General features: G+C 63.4%; 25 protein-coding genes. 21 read left to right on the top strand and 4 right to left on the bottom strand.

What is annotated here, in order from left to right:
* The first annotated feature begins 124 nt into the window (after positions 1-124).
* From flhA to K2Y42_RS16270, 6 genes are read left to right on the top strand one after another with little or no spacing between them, the layout of a single operon-like run.
* Positions 125-2,215, top strand: a complete 2,091-nt coding sequence (gene flhA / locus K2Y42_RS16245; RefSeq protein ID WP_291154369.1) for a flagellar biosynthesis protein FlhA — start codon at positions 125-127, stop codon at positions 2,213-2,215.
* Positions 2,212-2,967 carry a flagellar biosynthetic protein FliR gene (gene fliR / locus K2Y42_RS16250; protein WP_291154370.1) on the top strand — a complete coding sequence of 252 codons (756 nt, stop codon included), beginning with the start codon at positions 2,212-2,214 and terminating at the stop codon, positions 2,965-2,967. The genes flhA and fliR overlap by 4 nt, the downstream gene beginning before the upstream one ends.
* A gap of 6 nt (positions 2,968-2,973) precedes the next feature.
* Positions 2,974-3,381 carry a hypothetical protein gene (locus tag K2Y42_RS16255; protein ID WP_291154371.1) on the top strand — a complete coding sequence of 136 codons (408 nt, stop codon included), beginning with the start codon at positions 2,974-2,976 and terminating at the stop codon, positions 3,379-3,381.
* 44 nt (positions 3,382-3,425) lie between these two features.
* Entirely contained in the window at positions 3,426-3,824 is a 399-nt protein-coding gene (locus tag K2Y42_RS16260) for a rod-binding protein (RefSeq protein ID WP_291154373.1), read from the top strand.
* Position 3,825: 1 nt separating this feature from the next.
* On the top strand, positions 3,826-4,200 hold the full coding sequence (locus K2Y42_RS16265; RefSeq protein WP_291154375.1) for a flagellar protein FlgN: 375 nt from the start codon (positions 3,826-3,828) through the stop codon (positions 4,198-4,200).
* Complete coding sequence (locus K2Y42_RS16270) at positions 4,197-4,658, top strand: hypothetical protein (protein ID WP_291154377.1); 462 nt, start codon at positions 4,197-4,199, stop codon at positions 4,656-4,658. Before K2Y42_RS16265 ends, K2Y42_RS16270 begins: the two co-directional genes overlap by 4 nt.
* Before the next feature lie 43 nt (positions 4,659-4,701).
* Here the strand turns inward: K2Y42_RS16270 and fliI are convergent, their stop codons facing one another.
* From fliI to K2Y42_RS16285, 3 genes are read right to left on the bottom strand one after another with little or no spacing between them, the layout of a single operon-like run.
* On the bottom strand, positions 4,702-6,111 hold the full coding sequence (fliI, locus tag K2Y42_RS16275) for a flagellar protein export ATPase FliI (protein ID WP_291154379.1): 1,410 nt from the start codon (positions 6,109-6,111) through the stop codon (positions 4,702-4,704).
* 45 nt (positions 6,112-6,156) lie between these two features.
* A complete protein-coding gene (gene flgF / locus K2Y42_RS16280) occupies positions 6,157-6,885 on the bottom strand; it encodes a flagellar basal-body rod protein FlgF (RefSeq protein ID WP_291154381.1) in 729 nt (242 codons plus the stop codon).
* A complete protein-coding gene (locus K2Y42_RS16285; protein WP_291154382.1) occupies positions 6,885-7,673 on the bottom strand; it encodes a DUF1217 domain-containing protein in 789 nt (262 codons plus the stop codon). Before K2Y42_RS16285 ends, flgF begins: the two co-directional genes overlap by 1 nt.
* Before the next feature lie 371 nt (positions 7,674-8,044).
* Here K2Y42_RS16285 and motA point away from each other — a divergent pair, with 371 nt between their 5' ends.
* From motA to K2Y42_RS16305, 4 genes are all read left to right on the top strand, one after another.
* The gene (gene motA / locus K2Y42_RS16290; RefSeq protein ID WP_291154384.1) at positions 8,045-8,923 is read left to right on the top strand and encodes a flagellar motor stator protein MotA; all 879 of its coding nucleotides are present in this window, start codon (positions 8,045-8,047) and stop codon (positions 8,921-8,923) included.
* Positions 8,924-8,994: 71 nt separating this feature from the next.
* Entirely contained in the window at positions 8,995-9,378 is a 384-nt protein-coding gene (gene fliN, locus K2Y42_RS16295) for a flagellar motor switch protein FliN (RefSeq protein WP_291154386.1), read from the top strand.
* A gap of 72 nt (positions 9,379-9,450) precedes the next feature.
* Complete coding sequence (gene flhB, locus K2Y42_RS16300) at positions 9,451-10,533, top strand: flagellar biosynthesis protein FlhB (protein ID WP_291154387.1); 1,083 nt, start codon at positions 9,451-9,453, stop codon at positions 10,531-10,533.
* An 11-nt stretch (positions 10,534-10,544) separates the two neighbouring features.
* The gene (locus K2Y42_RS16305) at positions 10,545-11,030 is read left to right on the top strand and encodes a hypothetical protein (protein ID WP_291154389.1); all 486 of its coding nucleotides are present in this window, start codon (positions 10,545-10,547) and stop codon (positions 11,028-11,030) included.
* 28 nt (positions 11,031-11,058) lie between these two features.
* Here the strand turns inward: K2Y42_RS16305 and K2Y42_RS16310 are convergent, their stop codons facing one another.
* On the bottom strand, positions 11,059-11,334 hold the full coding sequence (locus tag K2Y42_RS16310) for an usg protein (protein WP_291154391.1): 276 nt from the start codon (positions 11,332-11,334) through the stop codon (positions 11,059-11,061).
* Between the two features lie 191 nt (positions 11,335-11,525).
* Here K2Y42_RS16310 and K2Y42_RS16315 point away from each other — a divergent pair, with 191 nt between their 5' ends.
* From K2Y42_RS16315 to fliP, 11 genes are all read left to right on the top strand, one after another.
* Positions 11,526-12,164, top strand: a complete 639-nt coding sequence (locus K2Y42_RS16315; RefSeq protein WP_291154393.1) for a MarC family protein — start codon at positions 11,526-11,528, stop codon at positions 12,162-12,164.
* Between the two features lie 140 nt (positions 12,165-12,304).
* Positions 12,305-12,685 carry a flagellar basal body rod protein FlgB gene (gene flgB, locus K2Y42_RS16320; RefSeq protein WP_291154396.1) on the top strand — a complete coding sequence of 127 codons (381 nt, stop codon included), beginning with the start codon at positions 12,305-12,307 and terminating at the stop codon, positions 12,683-12,685.
* 3 nt (positions 12,686-12,688) lie between these two features.
* Entirely contained in the window at positions 12,689-13,108 is a 420-nt protein-coding gene (gene flgC / locus K2Y42_RS16325) for a flagellar basal body rod protein FlgC (RefSeq protein WP_291154398.1), read from the top strand.
* Positions 13,108-13,440 carry a flagellar hook-basal body complex protein FliE gene (locus K2Y42_RS16330; protein WP_291154400.1) on the top strand — a complete coding sequence of 111 codons (333 nt, stop codon included), beginning with the start codon at positions 13,108-13,110 and terminating at the stop codon, positions 13,438-13,440. Before flgC ends, K2Y42_RS16330 begins: the two co-directional genes overlap by 1 nt.
* Positions 13,441-13,462: 22 nt before the next feature.
* Positions 13,463-14,251: a flagellar basal-body rod protein FlgG gene (gene flgG / locus K2Y42_RS16335; RefSeq protein WP_291154402.1), complete on the top strand. Its 789-nt coding sequence runs from the start codon at positions 13,463-13,465 to the stop codon at positions 14,249-14,251.
* A gap of 51 nt (positions 14,252-14,302) precedes the next feature.
* Positions 14,303-14,782: a flagellar basal body P-ring formation chaperone FlgA gene (flgA, locus tag K2Y42_RS16340; protein WP_291154404.1), complete on the top strand. Its 480-nt coding sequence runs from the start codon at positions 14,303-14,305 to the stop codon at positions 14,780-14,782.
* Positions 14,779-15,900 carry a flagellar basal body P-ring protein FlgI gene (gene flgI, locus K2Y42_RS16345; protein WP_291154406.1) on the top strand — a complete coding sequence of 374 codons (1,122 nt, stop codon included), beginning with the start codon at positions 14,779-14,781 and terminating at the stop codon, positions 15,898-15,900. The genes flgA and flgI overlap by 4 nt, the downstream gene beginning before the upstream one ends.
* Entirely contained in the window at positions 15,897-17,048 is a 1,152-nt protein-coding gene (locus K2Y42_RS16350) for a MotE family protein (RefSeq protein WP_291154407.1), read from the top strand. Before flgI ends, K2Y42_RS16350 begins: the two co-directional genes overlap by 4 nt.
* Positions 17,045-17,812 (top strand): flagellar basal body L-ring protein FlgH, encoded by a 768-nt coding sequence (gene flgH, locus K2Y42_RS16355; RefSeq protein ID WP_291154409.1) that lies wholly within the window; start codon positions 17,045-17,047, stop codon positions 17,810-17,812. Before K2Y42_RS16350 ends, flgH begins: the two co-directional genes overlap by 4 nt.
* Before the next feature lie 11 nt (positions 17,813-17,823).
* The gene (locus K2Y42_RS16360) at positions 17,824-18,327 is read left to right on the top strand and encodes a flagellar basal body-associated FliL family protein (protein WP_291154411.1); all 504 of its coding nucleotides are present in this window, start codon (positions 17,824-17,826) and stop codon (positions 18,325-18,327) included.
* Positions 18,324-19,064 carry a flagellar type III secretion system pore protein FliP gene (gene fliP, locus K2Y42_RS16365; protein ID WP_291154413.1) on the top strand — a complete coding sequence of 247 codons (741 nt, stop codon included), beginning with the start codon at positions 18,324-18,326 and terminating at the stop codon, positions 19,062-19,064. Before K2Y42_RS16360 ends, fliP begins: the two co-directional genes overlap by 4 nt.
* Positions 19,065-19,145 lie beyond the last annotated feature (81 nt).

Consider the following 19,145-nt stretch of genomic DNA (forward strand, 5'->3'; position numbering starts at 1 on the left):
GCCTTCTGACCCGAATTTCCGAGGCGGCGCCAGCGGTTGGAGCAACGGCGGCGTCGCCCGGGAGACCTTCGCACAAGCTTGCTGAGCGAAACTCGCGCCTTATGTAGCAGGGCTCGAGGGTAGCATGGCCACGACTGTCGCTGTTCCCGGTACGCAGAACCGGATCAGCAACTCGCGCGACATCGGATTTGCAGTCGGCATCGTCACAATTCTGACGGTGCTGTTCCTGCCGCTGCCGGCGATCATGATCGACGTCGGTCTGGCGTTTTCGATCGCGTTCGCGGTGCTGATCCTGATGGTCTCGCTGTGGATCCATCGCCCGCTCGAGTTCTCCGCATTCCCGACCGTGCTGCTGATCGCCACGATGCTGCGCCTGTCGCTCAACGTGGCGACGACGCGTCTCATTCTCTCCGAGGGTAACGAGGGCCACACGGCGGCCGGCCACGTGATCGCGGGCTTCGCGAACTTCGTCATGGGCGGCGACTTCGTCATCGGCGTCGTCGTGTTCGTGATCCTGATCACCGTCAACTTCCTCGTCATCACGAAGGGCGCGACGCGAATTGCAGAAGTCGGCGCCCGCTTCACCCTTGATGCCATCCCCGGCAAGCAGATGGCGATCGACGCCGATCTGTCGGCGGGAAACATCAACGAAGCCGAGGCGATGACGCGCCGGCGGGAGCTGGAAGAGGAAAGCGCCTTCTTCGGCTCCATGGACGGTGCGTCGAAGTTCGTGCGCGGCGACGCGATCGCCGGCCTCATCATTACCGCCGTCAACATTTTTGGCGGCATCATCATCGGCGTGACCCGCCATGAGATGGATCTCGCGCATGCGGCGGACGTGTTCGTTCGCCTGTCCGTCGGTGACGGTCTCGTCACGCAGATCCCGGCGCTCATCATCTCGCTCGCGGCGGGCTTGCTCGTTTCGAAGGGCGGCACGCGCGGCTCGGCCGAAATGGCGGTGTTCGGGCAGCTCGGAAACTATCCGCGCGCTCTCGCCGTTGCGGGCGTCGTGCTGCTCGCGCTCGCGTTGGCTCCTGGCCTGCCGTTCTTCCCGTTCGCGATCCTCGCGGGCGGGCTTCTGTTTATCGCGACGTCCATTCCGAAGAAACTCGCCGCGGCGAAGGCGGCCGAGGATGCCGTCAAGCAGGAAGCCGACCGGCTCAGCAAGGAAGAAGCGCGCCAGTCGGTCAAGGAGCAGCTCAAGACGGCCGAGGTCGAAATCGCGCTCGGCAAGCAGCTCTCAAGCTCGCTGCTGGCTTCGCAGGGCGAGCTTGCGCATCGCGTCGGCCGCATGCGGCGCGCGTTCGCGAAGCAGTATGGCTTCGTGGTGCCGGACATCCGCATCACGGACGATCTCGCGATCCCGAGCAAGTGCTATCAGATCAAGATCCACGGCACTGTGGTGGCCCAGGAAGAGCTTCGCATCGGCGACCTGCTCGTGATCACCGGCGAAGGGCCGATGCCCGACGTGCCGGGCGACGAGGCGCGGGAACCGGCGTTCGGCATGAAGGCGATCTGGGTCTCGGAAACGTTCGCAAGCACGGTCAAGCGGGAGGGCTTCAATCCCGTCGATCCGATGTCGGTGATGCTGACGCATCTGCGCGAAGTGATCCGCGGGAACCTGTCGCAACTGCTCTCGTACAAGGATATGCGCGCGCTCATCGACCGCATGGAGCCCGAGTACAAGCGCCTCGTCGACGAGATCATTCCTTCGCAGCTTTCCTACTCGGGGCTGCAGGCGGTGCTCAAGCTGCTGCTTGCCGAGCGCATTTCGATCCGCAACCTGCATCTCGTGCTCGAAAGCATCGCGGAAATTGCGCCGCACGTCCGGCGCGCGGAGCAGCTTGCCGAGCATGTTCGCATGCGCATGGCGCAGCAGATCTGCGGCGACCTCTCGGATGCGGGCCAGCTCAAGGTTCTGCGGCTCGGCAATCGCTGGGATCTCGCCTTCCACCAGAGCCTCAAGCGCGACAACAAGGGCGAGGTGGTCGAATTCGATATCGATCCGCGCTTGATCGAGCAGTTCGGGGCGGAGGCCACGAAGGTGATCCGTGGGCTTCTGGACCAGGGCCATCAGTTCGTTCTCGTTTCGGCACCGGATGCGCGCCCCTACGTGCGCATGGTGACCGAGCGGTTGTTCCCGACCTTGCCGGTGCTGTCGCATCTCGAGATCGCGCGCGGTATTCAGGTCAAGACGCTGGGCTCGATCTCGTGATCCCAATCACGGCAGGCATGGTGCTGCTGACATTCCTGGTGTTTTGCCGGGTTGGCGGATGTCTCATGATGATGCCGGGGTTCGGAAGCTCGCGCGTGCCAATGCAGATCCGCGTGTTTCTCGCCGTATCCGTCACGCTCGTGCTGGCACCGCTGGTTGTTCCCATCGTCGAGGGCGACCTGGCCAAGGCCACAGTGCCGACCGTCGTTCAGCTCATTCTGTCCGAGAGCCTGATCGGAATCATGATCGGCGTGATGGCGCGCATTTTCTTTCTCGCGCTTCAGTTCATGGGAACGGCGGCGTCAATGCTGATGGGGTTCAGCGGCACGCCCGACACGGCAGTCGAGGAGTCGGAGCCGGCTCCGGCGATGGCGACGCTGTTCACGCTCACCGCGACCGTCATGCTGTTCGTCACGGGGACGCATTTCGAGGTGTTGAAGGCGCTGGTTGCCTCCTATTCCGTGCTGACGGTCACGGACATGTTCAACCCTCAGTTCGCGCTCTCGAAGATCACGGACGCGGCGTCGCAGTCGTTCATTCTGATTGCGCAGCTTACGAGCCCGTTTCTCGTCTACGCGCTGATCTTCAACTTTCTCGTCGGCATCATGAACAAGATGACGCCGCTCATTCCAGTCTACTTCATTTCGACACCGTTCGTCCTCGCGGGTGGCCTTTTGCTTTTGTACTTCACGTTCAGCGAGGCGCTGATCCTGTTCTTCGCCGGCTTCCAACAATTTCTCAGCAAGGGGTGATCGGGCATGCGTGACCGGGTCCGAAGCCTTACGCGCATCGCGGACGTGCAGAAGCAATTGCACAACCTCGAAGAGGTGAAGTACGCCCGTCTGCAGCAGCGCATGGCGGAGTGCCGGGCCGCGCAGGACGAGCTCGCCAAGGCGCTTTCGAGCGACGATGCGCTGCATGGGCTGTTCGTCGACGTGACGGTGCGGCGCTTGAAGTCCTTGCGTCAGGAGGAGGCCAAACTCGCGCCTGAAATCGAAGCGCAGGCGCGGGTGGTGCTCGAACACGGCGGGAGGCTGCGCAACTCGGAGCGGCTCAAGGACGAGCTAACGGTCGAGCTCGGACGCATCGAGGAGCGAGAGGAGCTGGAACTCCTTCTGGAGGCCCGTTTTGCGCAGAACTTCGCAAGCTCCGAGCAAGACCAGTGAGTCATGGTGGCGAAGTTCCGTCTGCCTGAAAGGGCCCCGCGCCTATGGCCGAAATGACCGTCCGTCCGCTTTCAGACGTCAAGGCCGTGAGCGAGCATCCGCTGGCCGCGCGGGCTCCTCATGTGCGCAAGACGGCGGACGCTGCTGAGAAATTCGAATCCTTCGTGCTGCAGAGCTTCATCCAGGAGATGATGCCCGATCAGGCCGAGGGCGTTTTCGGATCCGGCATTTCGGGCGACTTCTGGAAATCGATGATGTCGGAGAAGATCGCCGAGCAGGTTGCTGCGCGCGGCGGGCTCGGCATCGCCGATACGGTGCGTGCTGGCCATCAGGTGCCTGTGCGGCCGAACGGCGGCCTCTCGCTTGGGGTCATGAGCCACCTTTCCACTCTCAACACCATGAGCGCTCCGTTGCCGGGCGCCGAGCCGGATACCGGAGTGTAGCATGTCGCAGATCCCGTCGGTCATCACGTCCACCGTCGAGCTGTCGATCGAGCGTCTGGAAGACATCGTCGAGCAGGAGACGAACGCGCTTCGCGAGCGCAAGGTCGTCAACCTCAAAGACTTCAACGATCGCAAGAGCCAGGCGCTGCTGGAGCTGATGCGGCTGATGCGGACGTTGCAGGGCGGCCCGCCCAGCCCGTCTCTCGCCGCGCGCGTTGCTGTGTTGAAGTCCAAGCTCGCCGTCAATCAGGCCGTGCTCCAGCTCCACCTCGAAGCGGTGCGCGAGGTTTCGAATTCGCTCGCGGATGCGATCCGTAACTCGGATTCGGATGGCACCTATACGCCGGCCATTTCCGCCAGTGCCAGGCGCGCATGATCAAGCTCGTCCTTACCGGCATCTGGGCTTCGCTCATTGCGGTGGGCGCGGTGTTCGGCGTGCTCGAATGGCAGAAACAATCGTCTGCGGGCGCGGCGGCCGCTGCGGGCATGAAGCTCGAGGAGTTCCGCACCAAGGCCATTAACGTGCCCATCATCGGCGGCGGCACGATCCAGGGCTATATGGTGGCCCAGTTCGTGTTCACTGTGGACGCGATCGCGCTCCAGAAGATCCCGGTCAATCCCGAAGTCTACGTGCTCGACGAGGCGTTCAAGACCATCTACGCGGGCGAGCAGGTCAACTTCCAGAATATGAAGAAGCAGGATCTGCCGGAGCTTGCCAAGAAGCTCGGCGAAAACGTCAACAAGCGCCTCGGCATGACGGTGGTGCAGGACGTGCTGATCGACCAGCTGTCGTACATTCCGAAGAAGGATGTTCGCGGCCCGCCGAAGCTCTAGGGCGCGTCTTCTTTCTTTCCTATTCAGCGCGTGGTCCGACCCGCTATTTCTTGGCGGGGTCTTCTTTGGGCGGTGCGAGTGCGCGGGCGATTTCCTGGAACGGCTCGGTGCTGATCGGATCCATCAGCGACTGCTTCAGCGCCTCGTAGAGCTTCGGCACGACATCGATGGCCTTGTCGAGCTCGGCGTCGGCGCCGCGCTGGTAGCCGCCCATGAGGCGGAGATCGCGCGTGTCTTCGAAGTGGGCGATCATGGCGCGCAGCATCATGACGAGCTTGCGTTCCTCGGCGGACCACACGGAATTGGCGAGGCGCGAAACGGATGTCAGCACGTTGACGGCCGGGTAGCGGCCCTGATCGGCGATTTTCCGCTCCAGCACGATGTGGCCATCGAGCGTGCCGCGGATGCTGTCGGCAACGGGGTCGTTGTGGTCGTCACCGTCGACGAGGACCGAGAAGACGCCCGTGATGGAACCTGTGCCTTCCTGGCCGGGCCCGGCGCGCTCAAGGAGCTTCGGCAGCTCGCTGAACACGGACGGCGTGTAGCCGCGGGCGACGGGCGCCTCGCCGGCGGCAAGCGCGACTTCGCGCGTGGCATGCGCGAAACGCGTCACCGAATCGACGATGAGAAGCACGCTGTCGCCGGCATCGCGATAGAACTCGGCGATGGCGAGAGCCGTCTTGGGCGCGAGGCGGCGCATCATCGGGCTTTCGTCGCCGGTGGAGACGACGGTGACGGCGCGGCTGCGGTTCTGCGCCAGGGCGTCTTCCAGGAACTCGCGCACTTCGCGGCCGCGTTCGCCGACGAGCGCGAGCACGACGGTGTCAAAGCCCTGCGATTTGGCGAGCATCGAGAGCAGGGTCGATTTGCCGACGCCGGAGCCTGCAAAAATGCCGATGCGCTGTCCGGCGCAAAGCGGCGTGAACAGGTCCATGACGCGAACGCCGGACTTGAGCGGCTTGCGCACGCGCTGCCGGCTCATGGCGGAGGGCGGTTCGGCATCGAACGCGTAGGGCTTTTCGCCTTCCTGCAGCAAGCCCAGGCCGTCGATGGGCGCGCCGAGCGCGTTGAGCACCCGGCCCTTCCAGGACGCATGCGGGCGCAGGCTCTGGTTGCCGTGCAGCCAGCCGATTTCGCCGGGGCCGATCTTGAGATTGGCGTCGAACGGCTTGATGGTCGCGTCGCCCTTGTCGATGCGGACGACCTCGCCGAGCTGAGGCGTCGTTCCCGAGGCGAAGCTGATGCAGTCGCCGAGCTTCAGGTGCCGCGAAAGGCCGGAGACCTGGACGTAAGCCGGCGTGACATGCGTCACGACCCCGCCGACGCGCATCAGCGGCACGGCCGCGGCGACGTGGGCGATGCGCTGCTCCAGAAGATCGAGCGCGTTCGGGCGTGCTTCTCCCGTTCGGCGATCTGGCGTCCGGCGATCTGGGCGTGCGGCGGCTTCAGTCATCGTGTGTCGAGTGCCCGTTCGTCAACGCGTTGAGGAGGAAGTGCGTTAGCCGGTTTCGCCGAGGGTCTTGATGGCGGAGCTGAGCGTCTTTTCGGCTTCGGAGATGGAATTGCTGATCGAGTCGAACGAGCGCTGGATCTGGATCAGGCGTGAGATTTCGGAGACGGGATTGACGTTGGCCTGCTCGATGAAGCCTTGCTGGACGCCCACAACGGAGAAATCAAGCGCGGGCTGGGCGGCCATGTCCGGGATCACGCCGGAGTTCTCAAAGCGCGCGAGATGGGCTTCGTTCGGAATGGTGAAGAGGCCCAATGCACCGAGCTGCTGGCCGCCCTGGGTCAGCGTGCCGTCGCGCGCGATGTTGGGCGTGCCGCCGTTCGGATTGAGCTGGATCGGCGCGCCGCCCACATCAAGGACCTGATAGCCGGTGAGGGTGCGAAGCTCGCCTTCCGGCGTCATGGTCATGCGGCCGTCGCGGGTGTAGGCCGTTCGTCCGCCCGGAGCGCTGATGGCGAGCCACGCATCGCCGGTGACGGCCACGTCGAGCTTGTTGTCGGTCTGCACAAGCTCGCCCTGCTCGCGCGAAATGTAGGTTTTGGCGGCCGAAACGAATGCCGTCGGCTGGTCAGTTTTCTGCGACAGAAGCTGGTCGAACTTGATTTCTTCGGCGCGGAAACCCGCCGTCGTCACGTTGGCGACGTTGTGAGCCAATGTCTCGAGACGGCGCATGGTGGCCATCTGACCGGACAACGAGACATATAGGCTGGGCTGCATCAGCGGCCTCCGAGCTTGAGGAGTTGAAGACTGGCGAGAACGTCGGTCGAGATGCCGACGGGATACGTGGACGACATGAGCGGAGCGGTCTGGGACGTGGCCTGAGACGCGCCTCCGTTGGAGAGCTCCCACATCGACGTAAAGCGCGTGACGAACTTTTCGAGTTTCTTCGGGTCCTTGAAGTCGGCCACGTCGATGCGCTTCGAATACATCTCGACCTGCTTGTCGAGCGACATCAGCGCCGTCTCGGCGGGCATGTTCAACGCCGTCTGGACAACCTTCAGCAGTGCCTTGTCGGCCATGATGCCGAGCGTCGAGGAGATCGTGGGCGCCTTGCGGGAGAAGTAGAGCGCGAGGCGGACGCCTTCGTTCTGCTCGCCGGACTTCTGCTCGAGCGCGAGGCGGAGGTAGCGGTCGACGGTGCCCTGGCGGGCATCGGTGCTCTCCGTCGCCGCTTCGCCCTTTGCTTCGAAATTGAAGGTGGCGGCGAGGTCCTTGAAGCGCGGGTCGGTGAGGGAGTTGGCGAAGGATTTCGGGTCGGAGAGGCCCTCCGTCAGCACCTTTTTGACGAACGCCTTGGCGTAGGCCATGTCGTCGAGACCGAACGCCTTCATGGCGAAACGGTAGATGCGGTCGTTCTTCATGAAGTCATCGACAGATTTAATCTTGCCGATGTTGTCCATGTAGAACTCGGTTTCGCGCGCGACCTGTGGATCCTTCGAGAGCGTGGTGAGCGATCTCGTCAGGTCTTTCGCGATCAGCCGGTAGTTATCCGATGTTGTGAGCACGGTTTTCGGGCCTCGTGTCGGGTTGCCAGTTTGGTCAAAGCGGCTTGTCTCAGGCTGACGTCACTTCGTGATGCAACCAGATCCGCAGAAAACGCGGTGGCGGATACGCCGTGGGCAGTGGACGAAGGCGGCTCGTGGCGCCGCTGATCAGGCTCGCACAAGGAGGTGCCAGCTAGGGTGATGATCGGGAAATTCGCCTCACAAGCGGAGGCTTTGAGCGATTTTCCCGGTCTGGATAACGCTAGCGGGTCAATGCTTCTAGTGTTCCTCAGGGCTCCGAAGCTCACTTGCGGGCCTCGCCGCGAATACTGGCGAACTTCGGAATCGGAACACTAGTAATGCGTTAACAACGCTTAATGCGAGGTTAGCTCGTGACGATCATCCTCGGCCTTGTGATTATGCTCGTGTGCATGCTCGGCGGCTTCATGGCCATGGGCGGGCATGTCGATGTGCTGTGGCAACCGTGGGAATTCGTCATCATCCTCGGCACGTCGCTCGGCACCTTCATCGTCGCCAACCCCATGAAGGTCATCAAGGACGCGGGTAAGGGCATCGGCGAGGCGTTCGGCAATGCCGCTCCCACCTCGCGGCACTATCTCGACGTGATGGGCCTGCTCTACTCACTGATGCGGGAGCTGCGCAGCAAGCCGCGCAACGAGGTCGAAAAGCACATCGACGCTCCTGAAGAATCACCCCTTTTCCAGAAGTTCACCACGGTCCTGAAGAACAAGGATCTCACGGTGTTCATCTGCGACTACTGCCGTCTCATCATCATCGGCAACGCCCGCACCCACGAGGTCGAGGCGCTGATGGACGAAGAAATCCAGACGCTGCGCTACGACAAGCTCAAGGCCTATCAGGCGATCAGCAACGTGGCGGACGGCCTGCCGGCCATCGGCATCATCGCGGCCGTTCTGGGCGTCGTCAAAGCCATGGGCGCGATTTCAGAGCCGCCGGAGGTGCTGGGCCACCTGATCGGCGCGGCGCTGGTCGGAACGTTTGCGGGCATCTTCTTCTCCTACGGCGTGTTTGCGCCGCTGGCGACGAAGGTGAAGGGCGGGCGTGAAAAGCAGATGCGCCTCTACATCGTTTCCAAGCAGACGCTGCTCGCCTTCATGAACGGCGCCATGCCGCAGGTGGCGGTGGAGTACGGCCGCAAGACGATTTCCGCCTACGAACGCCCCACGATCGACGAGGTGGAAGCGGAAACTGTGGGCGGCGGTGGCGGCGAATCAAAGAAAGCCGCGTAGACTTGCTGCCGGCGCCCGGACGGCGCCGCTCAGGTCTTCTGAGTTAGACACGTTGAATTCAGGTAGATCCGATGGCCCAAGAAGATATCCGCCCTGCCGCCGCCGAGCTCCAGTCGATCGGAGAACCGTCGCAGGCCGAAGCATTCGCGGAAATCGCGGCTGCCGCGGCCAACGCGGCGGGCCAGCCGCGCCCGCGCCATCTCGATACCGTGCTGCAGATCCCCGTGTCGGTGAAAATCGTGCTCGGATCGGCCACCATGCCGGTGGCCAACGTTCTGAAGCTCGGCCGGGGCGCTGTCGTGCCGCTCGACCGGAAGGTCGGCGAGCCGGTCGACGTGGTCGTGAACGGCCGCATCATCGCGCGCGGCGAGGTCGTGGTGCTCGACGAGGACAATTCGCGCTTCGGCGTGTCGCTGACCGAGGTGATCGGCTCGGCCGGGCCCCGCACCTCGTGATCTACGCGGCACCTTCGATTTTTTGCGCTTAGCTATTCTGTTTTCGGTCTTTTCTGAGCAGGTCTCGCCGCGATGTCAGACGCGCCGGATAAAGAGAGTAAAACAGAAGAGGCAACAGAGAAGAAGGTTCGCGATTCGCTCGAGAAGGGTCGCATCCCTTATTCGAGAGAAGCGGCCACTCTCTCGACGATGCTGGCCATTCTGATCGCGGCCGTCTTTCTGCTCTCGGAGAACGCGGTCAAGCTTCGGTTCTCGCTCGAAGGCTTCATCGACCAGCCCGGCTCCTTCCTGATTTCGAACGGCGCGGATGCTTCCGCCATCCTGATGGTGGTGTCGATCGAAGCGGCGAAGTTCGTGCTGCCGATCGTTCTCGTGCTCGCGATTGCGGGCGTCCTGGCATCGCTGCTTCAAAACCAGCCGAGTTTCGTCGGCGACCGGATTCAGCCGAAGCTCGAACGCATCTCGATTTTCAAGGGCTTTACGCGCATTTTCGGCGTGCAGGGCCAGGTGGAATTTCTCAAGAGCTTGTTCAAGCTCTCCATCGTGGCCTTCAGCGGCTACATCGCGCTCGGCGCGTCCTACCGCGATTTCTTCAATGTCCTGTTCATGGAGCCGACGGCGGTTCCGAGCCTCATGCTGGATCTCAGCGTGCGCTTCCTTTCTGCAATCGTGACGGCGACGCTGGTGCTCGTCGCGGCCGACATCGCCTGGTCGCGGTTCTCGTGGCGCAAAGAGCTCATGATGACCAAGCAGGAGGTCAAGGACGAGCACAAGCAGGCCGAAGGCGATCCGCTGGTCCGCATGCGCTTGAGGTCTCTGCAGCGCGACCGCTCGCGGCGCAGAATGATGCAGGCAGTGCCGAAAGCGACGCTGATCGTCGCAAATCCAACGCACTATTCCGTGGCATTGCGCTACGTGCGCGAGGAAGGCGGCGCGCCGGTCGTGGTCGCCAAGGGCAAGGACCTTATTGCGCTCAAGATCCGCTTCATCGCGGAGCAGAACGGCATACCAATTTACGAGGATCGTTCTCTGGCACGTTCGCTCTACGCAAGCGTCGAGGTGGATAAGATGATTCCGCCGGAGTTCTACAAGGCTGTCGCCGGCATCATTCTGTTCCTTGCTCAAAAGGGACAGCAGGCGCGGCGGCCGGTGTGAGGGTCTGACATATGTTGAAGCAAGGCAGAGATTATTCGCGGGAACGGGAAAAGGCACTCGCCGACGGCTTGCGCGATGTCGCCTCCGAGCTGCGGCTGGTCGATCCGGCCGATTTCATCGCCTTTATCCGCACCGAACAGTTCGGCAATATCCGAAACCTCGTCAATTCATCGACGGAAATGTTTTTCAAGCCGGGCACGATCTGCTTCGGCCTTTCGGGAGAGGTGGAGCTGCCGTGGGGATGCGCGCCTTGCATCTCGCTCGACATGGAATTCCACCACATGAACGTGTCGGCGTACTTCCGGCTGGTGCTGCAATCGCTGCAGGCGGGAATCGAGATCAGCTACGTCTCGTTCGAAGGCGGTGCGGACGATCCCGACCGGAATACGAACCGCCTGATCGAGGCCATCGAAGACGCGCGGATCGCGCCCCGCAGTCGCGGCCGCAAGCGGCACGAAGGCGACGCGTCGCAAGACGGGCCTTCGCTTTCCGCCTGAGTCTGCCTGCCGCCGCGTGCGACGCGGCTCAGTGCAGCCGGAGTTCCGCTCCGACGAGCTTCAGCTCGCAGGGCTTGATCAACCCGGAATGCGCAACGAGAACCTGGTGGAGCTTGCCCTCCAGGTTGTGCGTCCAGAAGTCGAGGAAGCTCTTGAGTTTCGGAAACCGCGGGTGGAGATCGTAGTCCTGCCAGATGTAGCTCTGCATGAGAGCGGGATGATCGGGCAGGCGATAGATGATCTCGGCGGTGGTCAAGCTGTAGCCCGCAAGCATGCGGACAAAGTCGTTGTCGGCGGTGCTCATGTCGGTCCCCCCAAAAAGACCAGGTGCGTCGACAAATTTACGCCGTTCTGTAAGAAATTCAATATTCATGTTTCATTTCAGCGTGTTAGCAGCAGGTGTTGCGCGGTGCTAACAGGTTGCCTCGCGATTTTGCACGGCGCGGATAGACTGCCTCTTCGTTGATCTCATCTTTCTCGATCGGAACGGACGCCATGCTGGCCGCTGCGCTCACGAGCTTCACGACCTTCTTCGCGACCGTCGGTCCCATCGAGGCGGCGGTGGTGTTCGCGACGTTGACGCCGAGCGTGCCTGTTGCGGAGCGGCGCAAGATCGCCGTGCGCGCCGTCGCGATTGCGACGTTGATTCTCGCGGCGGCGACGCTGGCCGGTGGGCCGATGCTCCGGCAACTCGGCGTCACGATCTCGGCGCTGCAGACGGCGGGGGGAATCATTCTGCTCATGATCTCGCTCGACATGGTGTTTGCGCGGCCGTCGAGCGCGTTCAAGCTCACGCCCTCGGAAGGGGCGGAGGCGCAGCGCAAGGAAGACCTCGCGGTCTTTCCGCTCGCAACGCCGCTGCTGGCGGGTCCGGGCGCCATGAGTGCGGGCATCCTGCTTGCGGCGGGCGCACACGGAGATGCGCTGTCGCTCGCCATCACAATGGGGGCGCTGGCGGCCGTGATGGCGCTGTCTCTCGTTCTTCTGCTGGTGGCACATCAATTGGCGCATTTTCTCGGCATCACAGCGCAGCGCGTGCTGATGCGTGTGTTCGGCATTCTGCTGGCCGCGATCGCGGTGCAGGCCGTGTTCAACGGGCTCGCCGGAAGCGCCCTGTTGCGGGCGCCAGTGTAGCGCATATGCACCGGCGTTAACACTTTCAGGTTTCGGCATTTTTCCGCGCCTGGCGCGACGTGTTGCAGGCCGCAATCACAAGCTTCGGACAAGATTGAAGACCTACAACTGAGGCAGGCTCAGGTGAGGCGCGCGCTTCCATGGACGCAATCAACTTCTTCTCGATCGCCTCGCAACAGAACCGCTGGCTTTCTGTTCGGCAGTCGGTGCTTGCCCAGAACATCGCGAACGTGAACACGCCCGGCTTCAAGGCGCTCGACGTGCAGCCTTTCGAGGCGGTGCTGAATTCCACCGGCATCGAGATGCGCAAGACGCAGGAGCAGCATCTCTCTCCGACGAGCGGGACGGGAAGCGACGCGGAAACGGAAGAAGCCGCCAAGTGGCAGGTCGTGCACTCCGGCAACAGCGTCAGCCTCGAAGAGCAGATGCTGAAGGCCGGTGAAGTGGCCGGAAACTACGCGCGCAACACCAGCGTCATGAAGACCTTCCATCGTATGTTGCTTGCAGCGTCGCGGGGGTAAGCCATGGCCGATCCCATGCAAGTCGCGCTCAAGGTTGCCGCCTCAGGTCTCGAGGCGCAGTCACGGCGCATGCTCATCGTTTCGGAAAACCTCGCCAACGCTTCGTCGACGGGCCAGACGCCTGGTTCTTCTCCCTATGCGCGGAAGATGGTCAGTTTCGAATCCGCGCTTGACGACGCAAGCGGCGCCAACCTCGTCCAAGCGGGCAGTGTCGAACTCGACAAGAAGCCATTCCGCGTCGAATACGACCCCGGCCATCCGGCCGCCGACGCGAACGGAAACGTCAAGCTGCCCAACGTGGACATGCTCGTCGAGCTCGCGGACATGCGCGAAACAAATCGCTCGTATGAGGCCAACTTGCAGGTCGTCAAACAGGCCCGGTCGCTCATCTCGATGACGATCGATCTTCTCAGGAGCTCATGATGCTGGACGGCGTCGGCAAGCTATCTCCATTCGGTGGCGTTGGTGGCGCAGGTGCAATCGCGCAGCCGACGCCCGTTACCGGTGGCGTCAATCCGGTCAAGACGGAAGCGCTGCCGACTGACTTCGGCGTCGTGCTCGGGCAGATGACGCTCGAAGCGATCAGCACCCTCAAGGCCGGCGAGCAGACGGCGATTGCCGGCGTGCGCGGGCAAGCCACGACGCAGCAGGTTGTCGAAGCCGTGATGGCCTCGGAGCAGACGTTGCAAGCCAGTATTGCGATCCGCGACAAGGTGGTCGCTTCGTATCTCGAAATCAGCCGCATGACCATCTAGCGGAACAAGTCAGGGCCCGTGCATGAGAGCGCTATCGATTGCTGCGACTGGTATGAACGCGCAGCAGACCAATCTCGAGGTGATCGCGAACAACATCGCGAACATCAACACGACCGGCTACAAGCGGGCCCGGGCGGAGTTCACCGATCTTTTGTATCAGGCCGAGCGCTCTCTGGGTGCGCCGGCGCGCGGTGGCCAGAATAACGTGCCTGAGGGTGCCTACGTGGGCCTCGGTGTCCGCACGGCTGCCGTGCGCCATCTGCATCAGCAGGGCTCGCTCGCGCAGACGACGAACAAGCTCGACGTCGCCATCAACGGCCGCGGCTGGTTCCAGATCACGGGACCCGACGGGCAGACGCTCTATACCCGCGACGGCGCTTTCAACAAGAACGACCAGGGCCAGATCGTCACTCTCGACGGTTACGAAGTGCAGCCGGCCATGACCGTTCCGCAGGATGCGACCGACATTACGATCAACGAGTCGGGCGAGGTCTACGCGACGGTCGCCGGACAGGTGGCTCCGCAGTTGATCGGCCAGCTTTCGATGGCGTCATTCGTCAACGATTCCGGTCTCGAGCCTCAGGGCGGCAATCTCTACAAGCAGACCGAATCTTCCGGCGATCCGGTGACGGGCGTGCCGGGTGATGCGGGCTTCGGCAAGATCCATCAGGGCTACCTCGAGAACTCGAACGTGGATGCCGTGAAGGAAATCACGCAGCTCATTGCTGCGCAGCGCGCCTATGAAATGAACTCGAAAGTGATTCAGACCGTCGACGCGATGTACGGCACGGTCGCCAATAACATGCGCTAGCGGTGAGGAAGGGTGGTGACGGGCATGGAGCAGGGACCCGCAAGGTTCACAATGCGGGGCTGGCTCGCGCCGCTGGTGTGCGCGCTTGTCGGCGTGGCCGTGTTCATGCCCGTGCTTGGCGTTGCGCCGTGTGAGGCGCGCGAATTCGTGCTGCCCGTGCCGCGCGTGACCATCTATCCGGGCGACGTGATTGCGGACGGAATGCTGATCGACCGGCCATTCCGGAATCAGGATTTCGATGGCCCGGGTTTCGCCTCCGAGCGTGAACAGCTCGTCGGCAAGGTTGCGCGCCAGACTCTGCTCCCGAACCAGCCCGTCTCGGCCAACGGCGTGCGCGAGCCGCATGCGGTGAAGCAGGGCCAGCCGGCCGTGGTGATCTTCCAATCAGGCGGGCTCGTTATTTCGGCGACCGCGATGCCGCTTCAGGCTGGAGCCGTTGGAGAAGTCATCAGCCTCCGCAACATCGAGAGCGGGACGACGATCCGCGGCGTGGTGCACGCCGACGGCACCGTGCGGGTGGGTGGTCCATGATCCGCTTTCTCAAATACGCCGCCCCCATTCTTCTGGCGCTGCTTGCGGGTTCCGGTCTGGCGCATGCCAAGGGCGGCATGACCCGCATCAAGGACATCACAGCCGTCCAGGGTGTGCGCGCCAACCAGTTGATCGGCTACGGCCTGGTCGTCGGCCTCAACGGCACGGGCGACAGTCTGCGGAACTCGCCGTTTACCGAACAGTCGCTGCAATCGATGCTCGATCAGATGGGCGTCAACATTCGCAGCGCGAACTCGCGCACGCGCAACATTGCCGCCGTGCTGATCACGGCTGATCTGCCGCCTTATGCTGGCGCCGGCGCGCGTATTGACGTGACGGTGTCTTCGCTGGGCGATGCGACGTCGCTCGCGGGTGGATCGCTCGTCATGACGCCGCTGTCGGGCGCTGACGCTGCAATCTATGCCGTCGCGCAAGGGCCGGTGGCTGTGAGCGGCTTTGGCGTTCAGGGCAACGCGGAATCGGTCAGCCAAAACGTGCCCACGACGGGGCGCATTCCGAACGGCGCGCTGGTCGAGCGCGAGGTCGCCGGAACGCTGGATGACGAGGCCGTGCTGGTGCTGGAGCTCCGCAATCCGGACTTCTCGACGGCCGTGCGGGTCGCCGACACCATCAATGCGTTCACGTCGGAGAAGTACGGGCGGCGCACCGCGCGCGAGCACGATCTGCGCACTATTTCTCTGGAGCGGCCGCACAACGTCACGGCTGCGCGCTTTCTGGCCGAGGTCGGCGAACTCTATACGGAGCCGGACGGCCCGGCCCGCGTCGTCATCGACGAGCGCACGGGCACGGTCGTCATCGGACGTGACGTGCAGATTGCGACGGTCGCCGTGTCGCACGGCAGCTTGACGGTCAGAATTACGGAAGGCGCGCAGGTTTCGCAGCCCGAGCCGTTCTCGGATGGGGAAACGGTCGTCGTTCCCGAGAGCGTCATCTCGGTCAACCAGGAAGGCGCCAACCTCGCCATCATGGGCGGCACCAATCTCGAAACGCTGGTGCGCGGGCTCAACATGATGGGCCTCAAGCCGACGGGGATCATTGCCATCCTGCAGGCGATTAAAACGTCCGGAGCCCTTCAGGCGGAGCTGGTCGTGCAATGATCGCGCGCATCGATGCCATTGACTGGGTTCTGGGACGCGCGAACGAGCGGCGCATTTCACGCGGGCTCGTGTCTGTCGTGACGGCGGCCATGCTCGTGTGGGGCGCAAGCTCCGCCCGCGCGCAGGACGCCTGGTCGCCGATGGTGGTCACGGCGCCGGGCGGCACGCTCAATCCGCAAAGCACCGAGCGAACCGCGCGCTTCCCGACGCTGGAACTCAAAATGCCGGGCGCAAACGGTGCGGTGCGTCCGCCTCAGGGCCAGCTTCCGCAAGGGGCGTGGTCTCCGCTTATCACGGGCGGAATTCCGCAGGACCGGGCGCCGTCTCCCACGGGGGAGGTGTCGCCGCTCGGTGGCGACCAGCAGCTCGTCGCGCCGCCACCGGGGCCGGTGCAAATGCATCCGCTGTCTCCGGTCCGTCCGCTTCCAACTCCAAAGGTCGCCGCGAGCGAAGCCAAGCCTGCCGCGCCCGCTCCTTCTCGCACGCCAACTGCTGCGCCGGTTGCTACTCCGGGCGCCGCACCTGCTCCTGCGACTGAGGCAGCGGAGGCGGGCACCGCGGCTGCGGCTGCAACTCAGGCTGCCGCTCCGGGCGCGAACGGCACGTTCTTCAAGGCTCCCGGTCCGCTCGATGCGCTCCCGCCGGATGCGAGCGCGGCGCAGCAGTACTGTTTCAACACCGTCGACTCCGCGTCTGATGCCCGGTTTGCCTGGCAGGCGCAGAAGATCAAGGACATGGAAGCCGAGCTCGAGAAGCGCGTGCAAAGGCTCCAGGCCAAGACGGAAGAATATAAATCGTGGCTGGAACGCCGCGATGCGTTCTCACGCAAGGCTCACGAAAAGCTGGTGGGGTTCTATGCGCGCATGCGTCCCGACGCGGCGGCTGTGCAACTCGCAACTCTTGACGAGAATGTCGCTGCGGCCGTCGTGACCAAGCTCGAAACGAAGGTGGCAAGCCAGATCATGGGTGAGATGGATCCGGAACGGGCGGCCAAGATCGCGATGATCATTTCTGGCGCGGCTAAAATTCCGACTGCGGGCAAGAGGTCTCCGGCGCCCGCGACTGCTGCTGCCGATTCCGGCGGGCCGGCGGCGTCACCCCCTGGCGCTTCGCCCGCGCCGGCGCAGCCGGAGCAACCCCGATCATGACGCCGGCCAACGCCATCCCGAACACCGCCTCGACGCCAGCGACACGTCGTGCGCTGGCCGCAGCGTTTTTGCTTGCCGCCACCGCGGGGGGATGCGCGACGCATCCGGCCGACATCGGCCGCCCGCCGACACTGAGCGCCGTCGGCTCGGGCCTGTTGGCTGACCGCGTGTCGCTGCCGGCCGAGCCGATCACGCAGCCGACGTACCGGCCCGGGAACTCGATCTGGCAAGACACCAGCGCGGATCTTTTCCGCGATCCGCGCGCGCGCAAGATCGGCGACGTGGTGACGGTCAAGATCTCGATCAAGGACAAGGCGACGCTGGACAACAACTCCAAGCGCTCGCGCGATTCAACGACCAAGCTCAAGCCGAAGATCGGATACGATCTGGCGACATCGGGCGGTCTGGCGCACACGGGCGACATGTCTGTCGACGTCGAGGCGGAGGCGGAAACCTCGACCGACAGCAAGGGCGGTATCAATCGCTCGGAGAAGATCGAGCTGCTCGTGGCCGCTGTCGTCACGGGTGTGCTGCCCAACGGCAACCTGATCATCAGCGGCAGCCAGGAAGTTCGGGTGAACTTCGAGGTGCGCGAGCTCAGCGTCGCCGGCATCGTGCGGCCGCGTGATATCTCGACCGACAATGCGGTCGGCTACGACAAGATCGCCGAAGCGCGCATTTCCTATGGCGGTCGCGGCCGCATCACGGAAGTGCAGCAGCCGGCGATCGGCCAGCAACTCTTCGACCTCCTGACGCCCTTCTAGGAGCGCTCATCGTGGCCAAGAAGACCGTTCAAGCCGAAGGCGGCAAAGGGGGAGGGGGCGGCGGCCTCGTCGGCTTCCTGCTTGCGACCGTCATGGCGCTGTGCGTAGGCGGCGGCTTCGGGTTCTTTCTCGACGGTCATCTGAGGGGTGCCGATCACGGCAAGGACGTCAAGGAGGCGGTCGAGCCGGACAAGGGGGAGAAGCCGAAACCGCTCGTGTCCGCGACGGCCAAGCTGATCCAGATGGCGCCGCTGGTCGTCAATCTGGCCGAGCCCAAAGACGCCTGGATCCGTATCGAGGCCTCCATGCTGATCGATGGCGCGGCCGAGGGGGCGGATGTGCTGGCGGCGCAGCTCGGCGAGGATTTCGTGGCCTATCTGCGCACGGCGACCCTCGGGCAGTTCGAGGGGCCGAGCGGCTTTCAGAACCTGCGCGACGATCTCATGGACCGCGCTACAATTCGCGACAAGGCACGCATCAAGGACGTGATCATCCACGGCGTGGTGATCGAATGAAGCGTCTGGCCCTGTTGACGCTGGCGATCCTTCTTCTCCATCCGGCCGCCGCGCTGGCGCAGGGGTTGAACCTGGAGGGGTTGCTGCCAGCGGGCGAGCAGACGGTAAGCGGCCGGATGGTTCAGATCATCCTGGTCGTCACCATGCTGTCGGTGGCGCCGGGCATATTGATGATGGTGACGTGCTTCACCCGCTTCGTGATCGTGCTGAGCCTGCTGCGCTCCGGCATGGGACTTCAGACCACGCCCGCCAACATGATCCTTGTCAGCCTGGCGCTGTTCATGACGTTCTACGTCATGGCCCCGACGTTTGACCGCGCCTATCAGAACGGCCTCAAGCCCTTCGCCGAGAACAAGATCACGGAGGAGGAGGCCTACGTCCAGATCACGCAGCCGTTGCGCGAGTTCATGCGCGCGAACGTGCGGCCAAAGGATCTGGAGCTGTTCGAGGACCTGGCGCAGGAGCGCTTCGGACCGCGGCCTGCGGATCAGGAGGTGGAGCTGCGCGTTCTGATCCCGGCCTTCATGATTTCGGAGCTGCGACGAGGTTTCGAAATGGGCTTCCTCGTCGTCTTGCCATTCCTCGTTATCGACCTCATCGTCGCGACACTCACCATGTCGATGGGCATGATGATGCTGCCGCCAACGGTCATGAGCTTGCCGTTCAAGGTGCTCTTCTTCGTTCTGATCGACGGGTGGAATCTGCTGATCGGCGGACTTGTCCGGTCGTTTCCCTGAACGCGTCGCGTATTTGATCTTTTGCAGCAAGCGCGCATTAACCGAGGCTCAATACTTCAGGACTATACGTAGCGAGGTGGC

The organism is Hyphomicrobium sp. (assembly GCF_019744875.1).
In the GTDB taxonomy this organism is placed as follows: domain Bacteria; phylum Pseudomonadota; class Alphaproteobacteria; order Rhizobiales; family Hyphomicrobiaceae; genus Hyphomicrobium_C.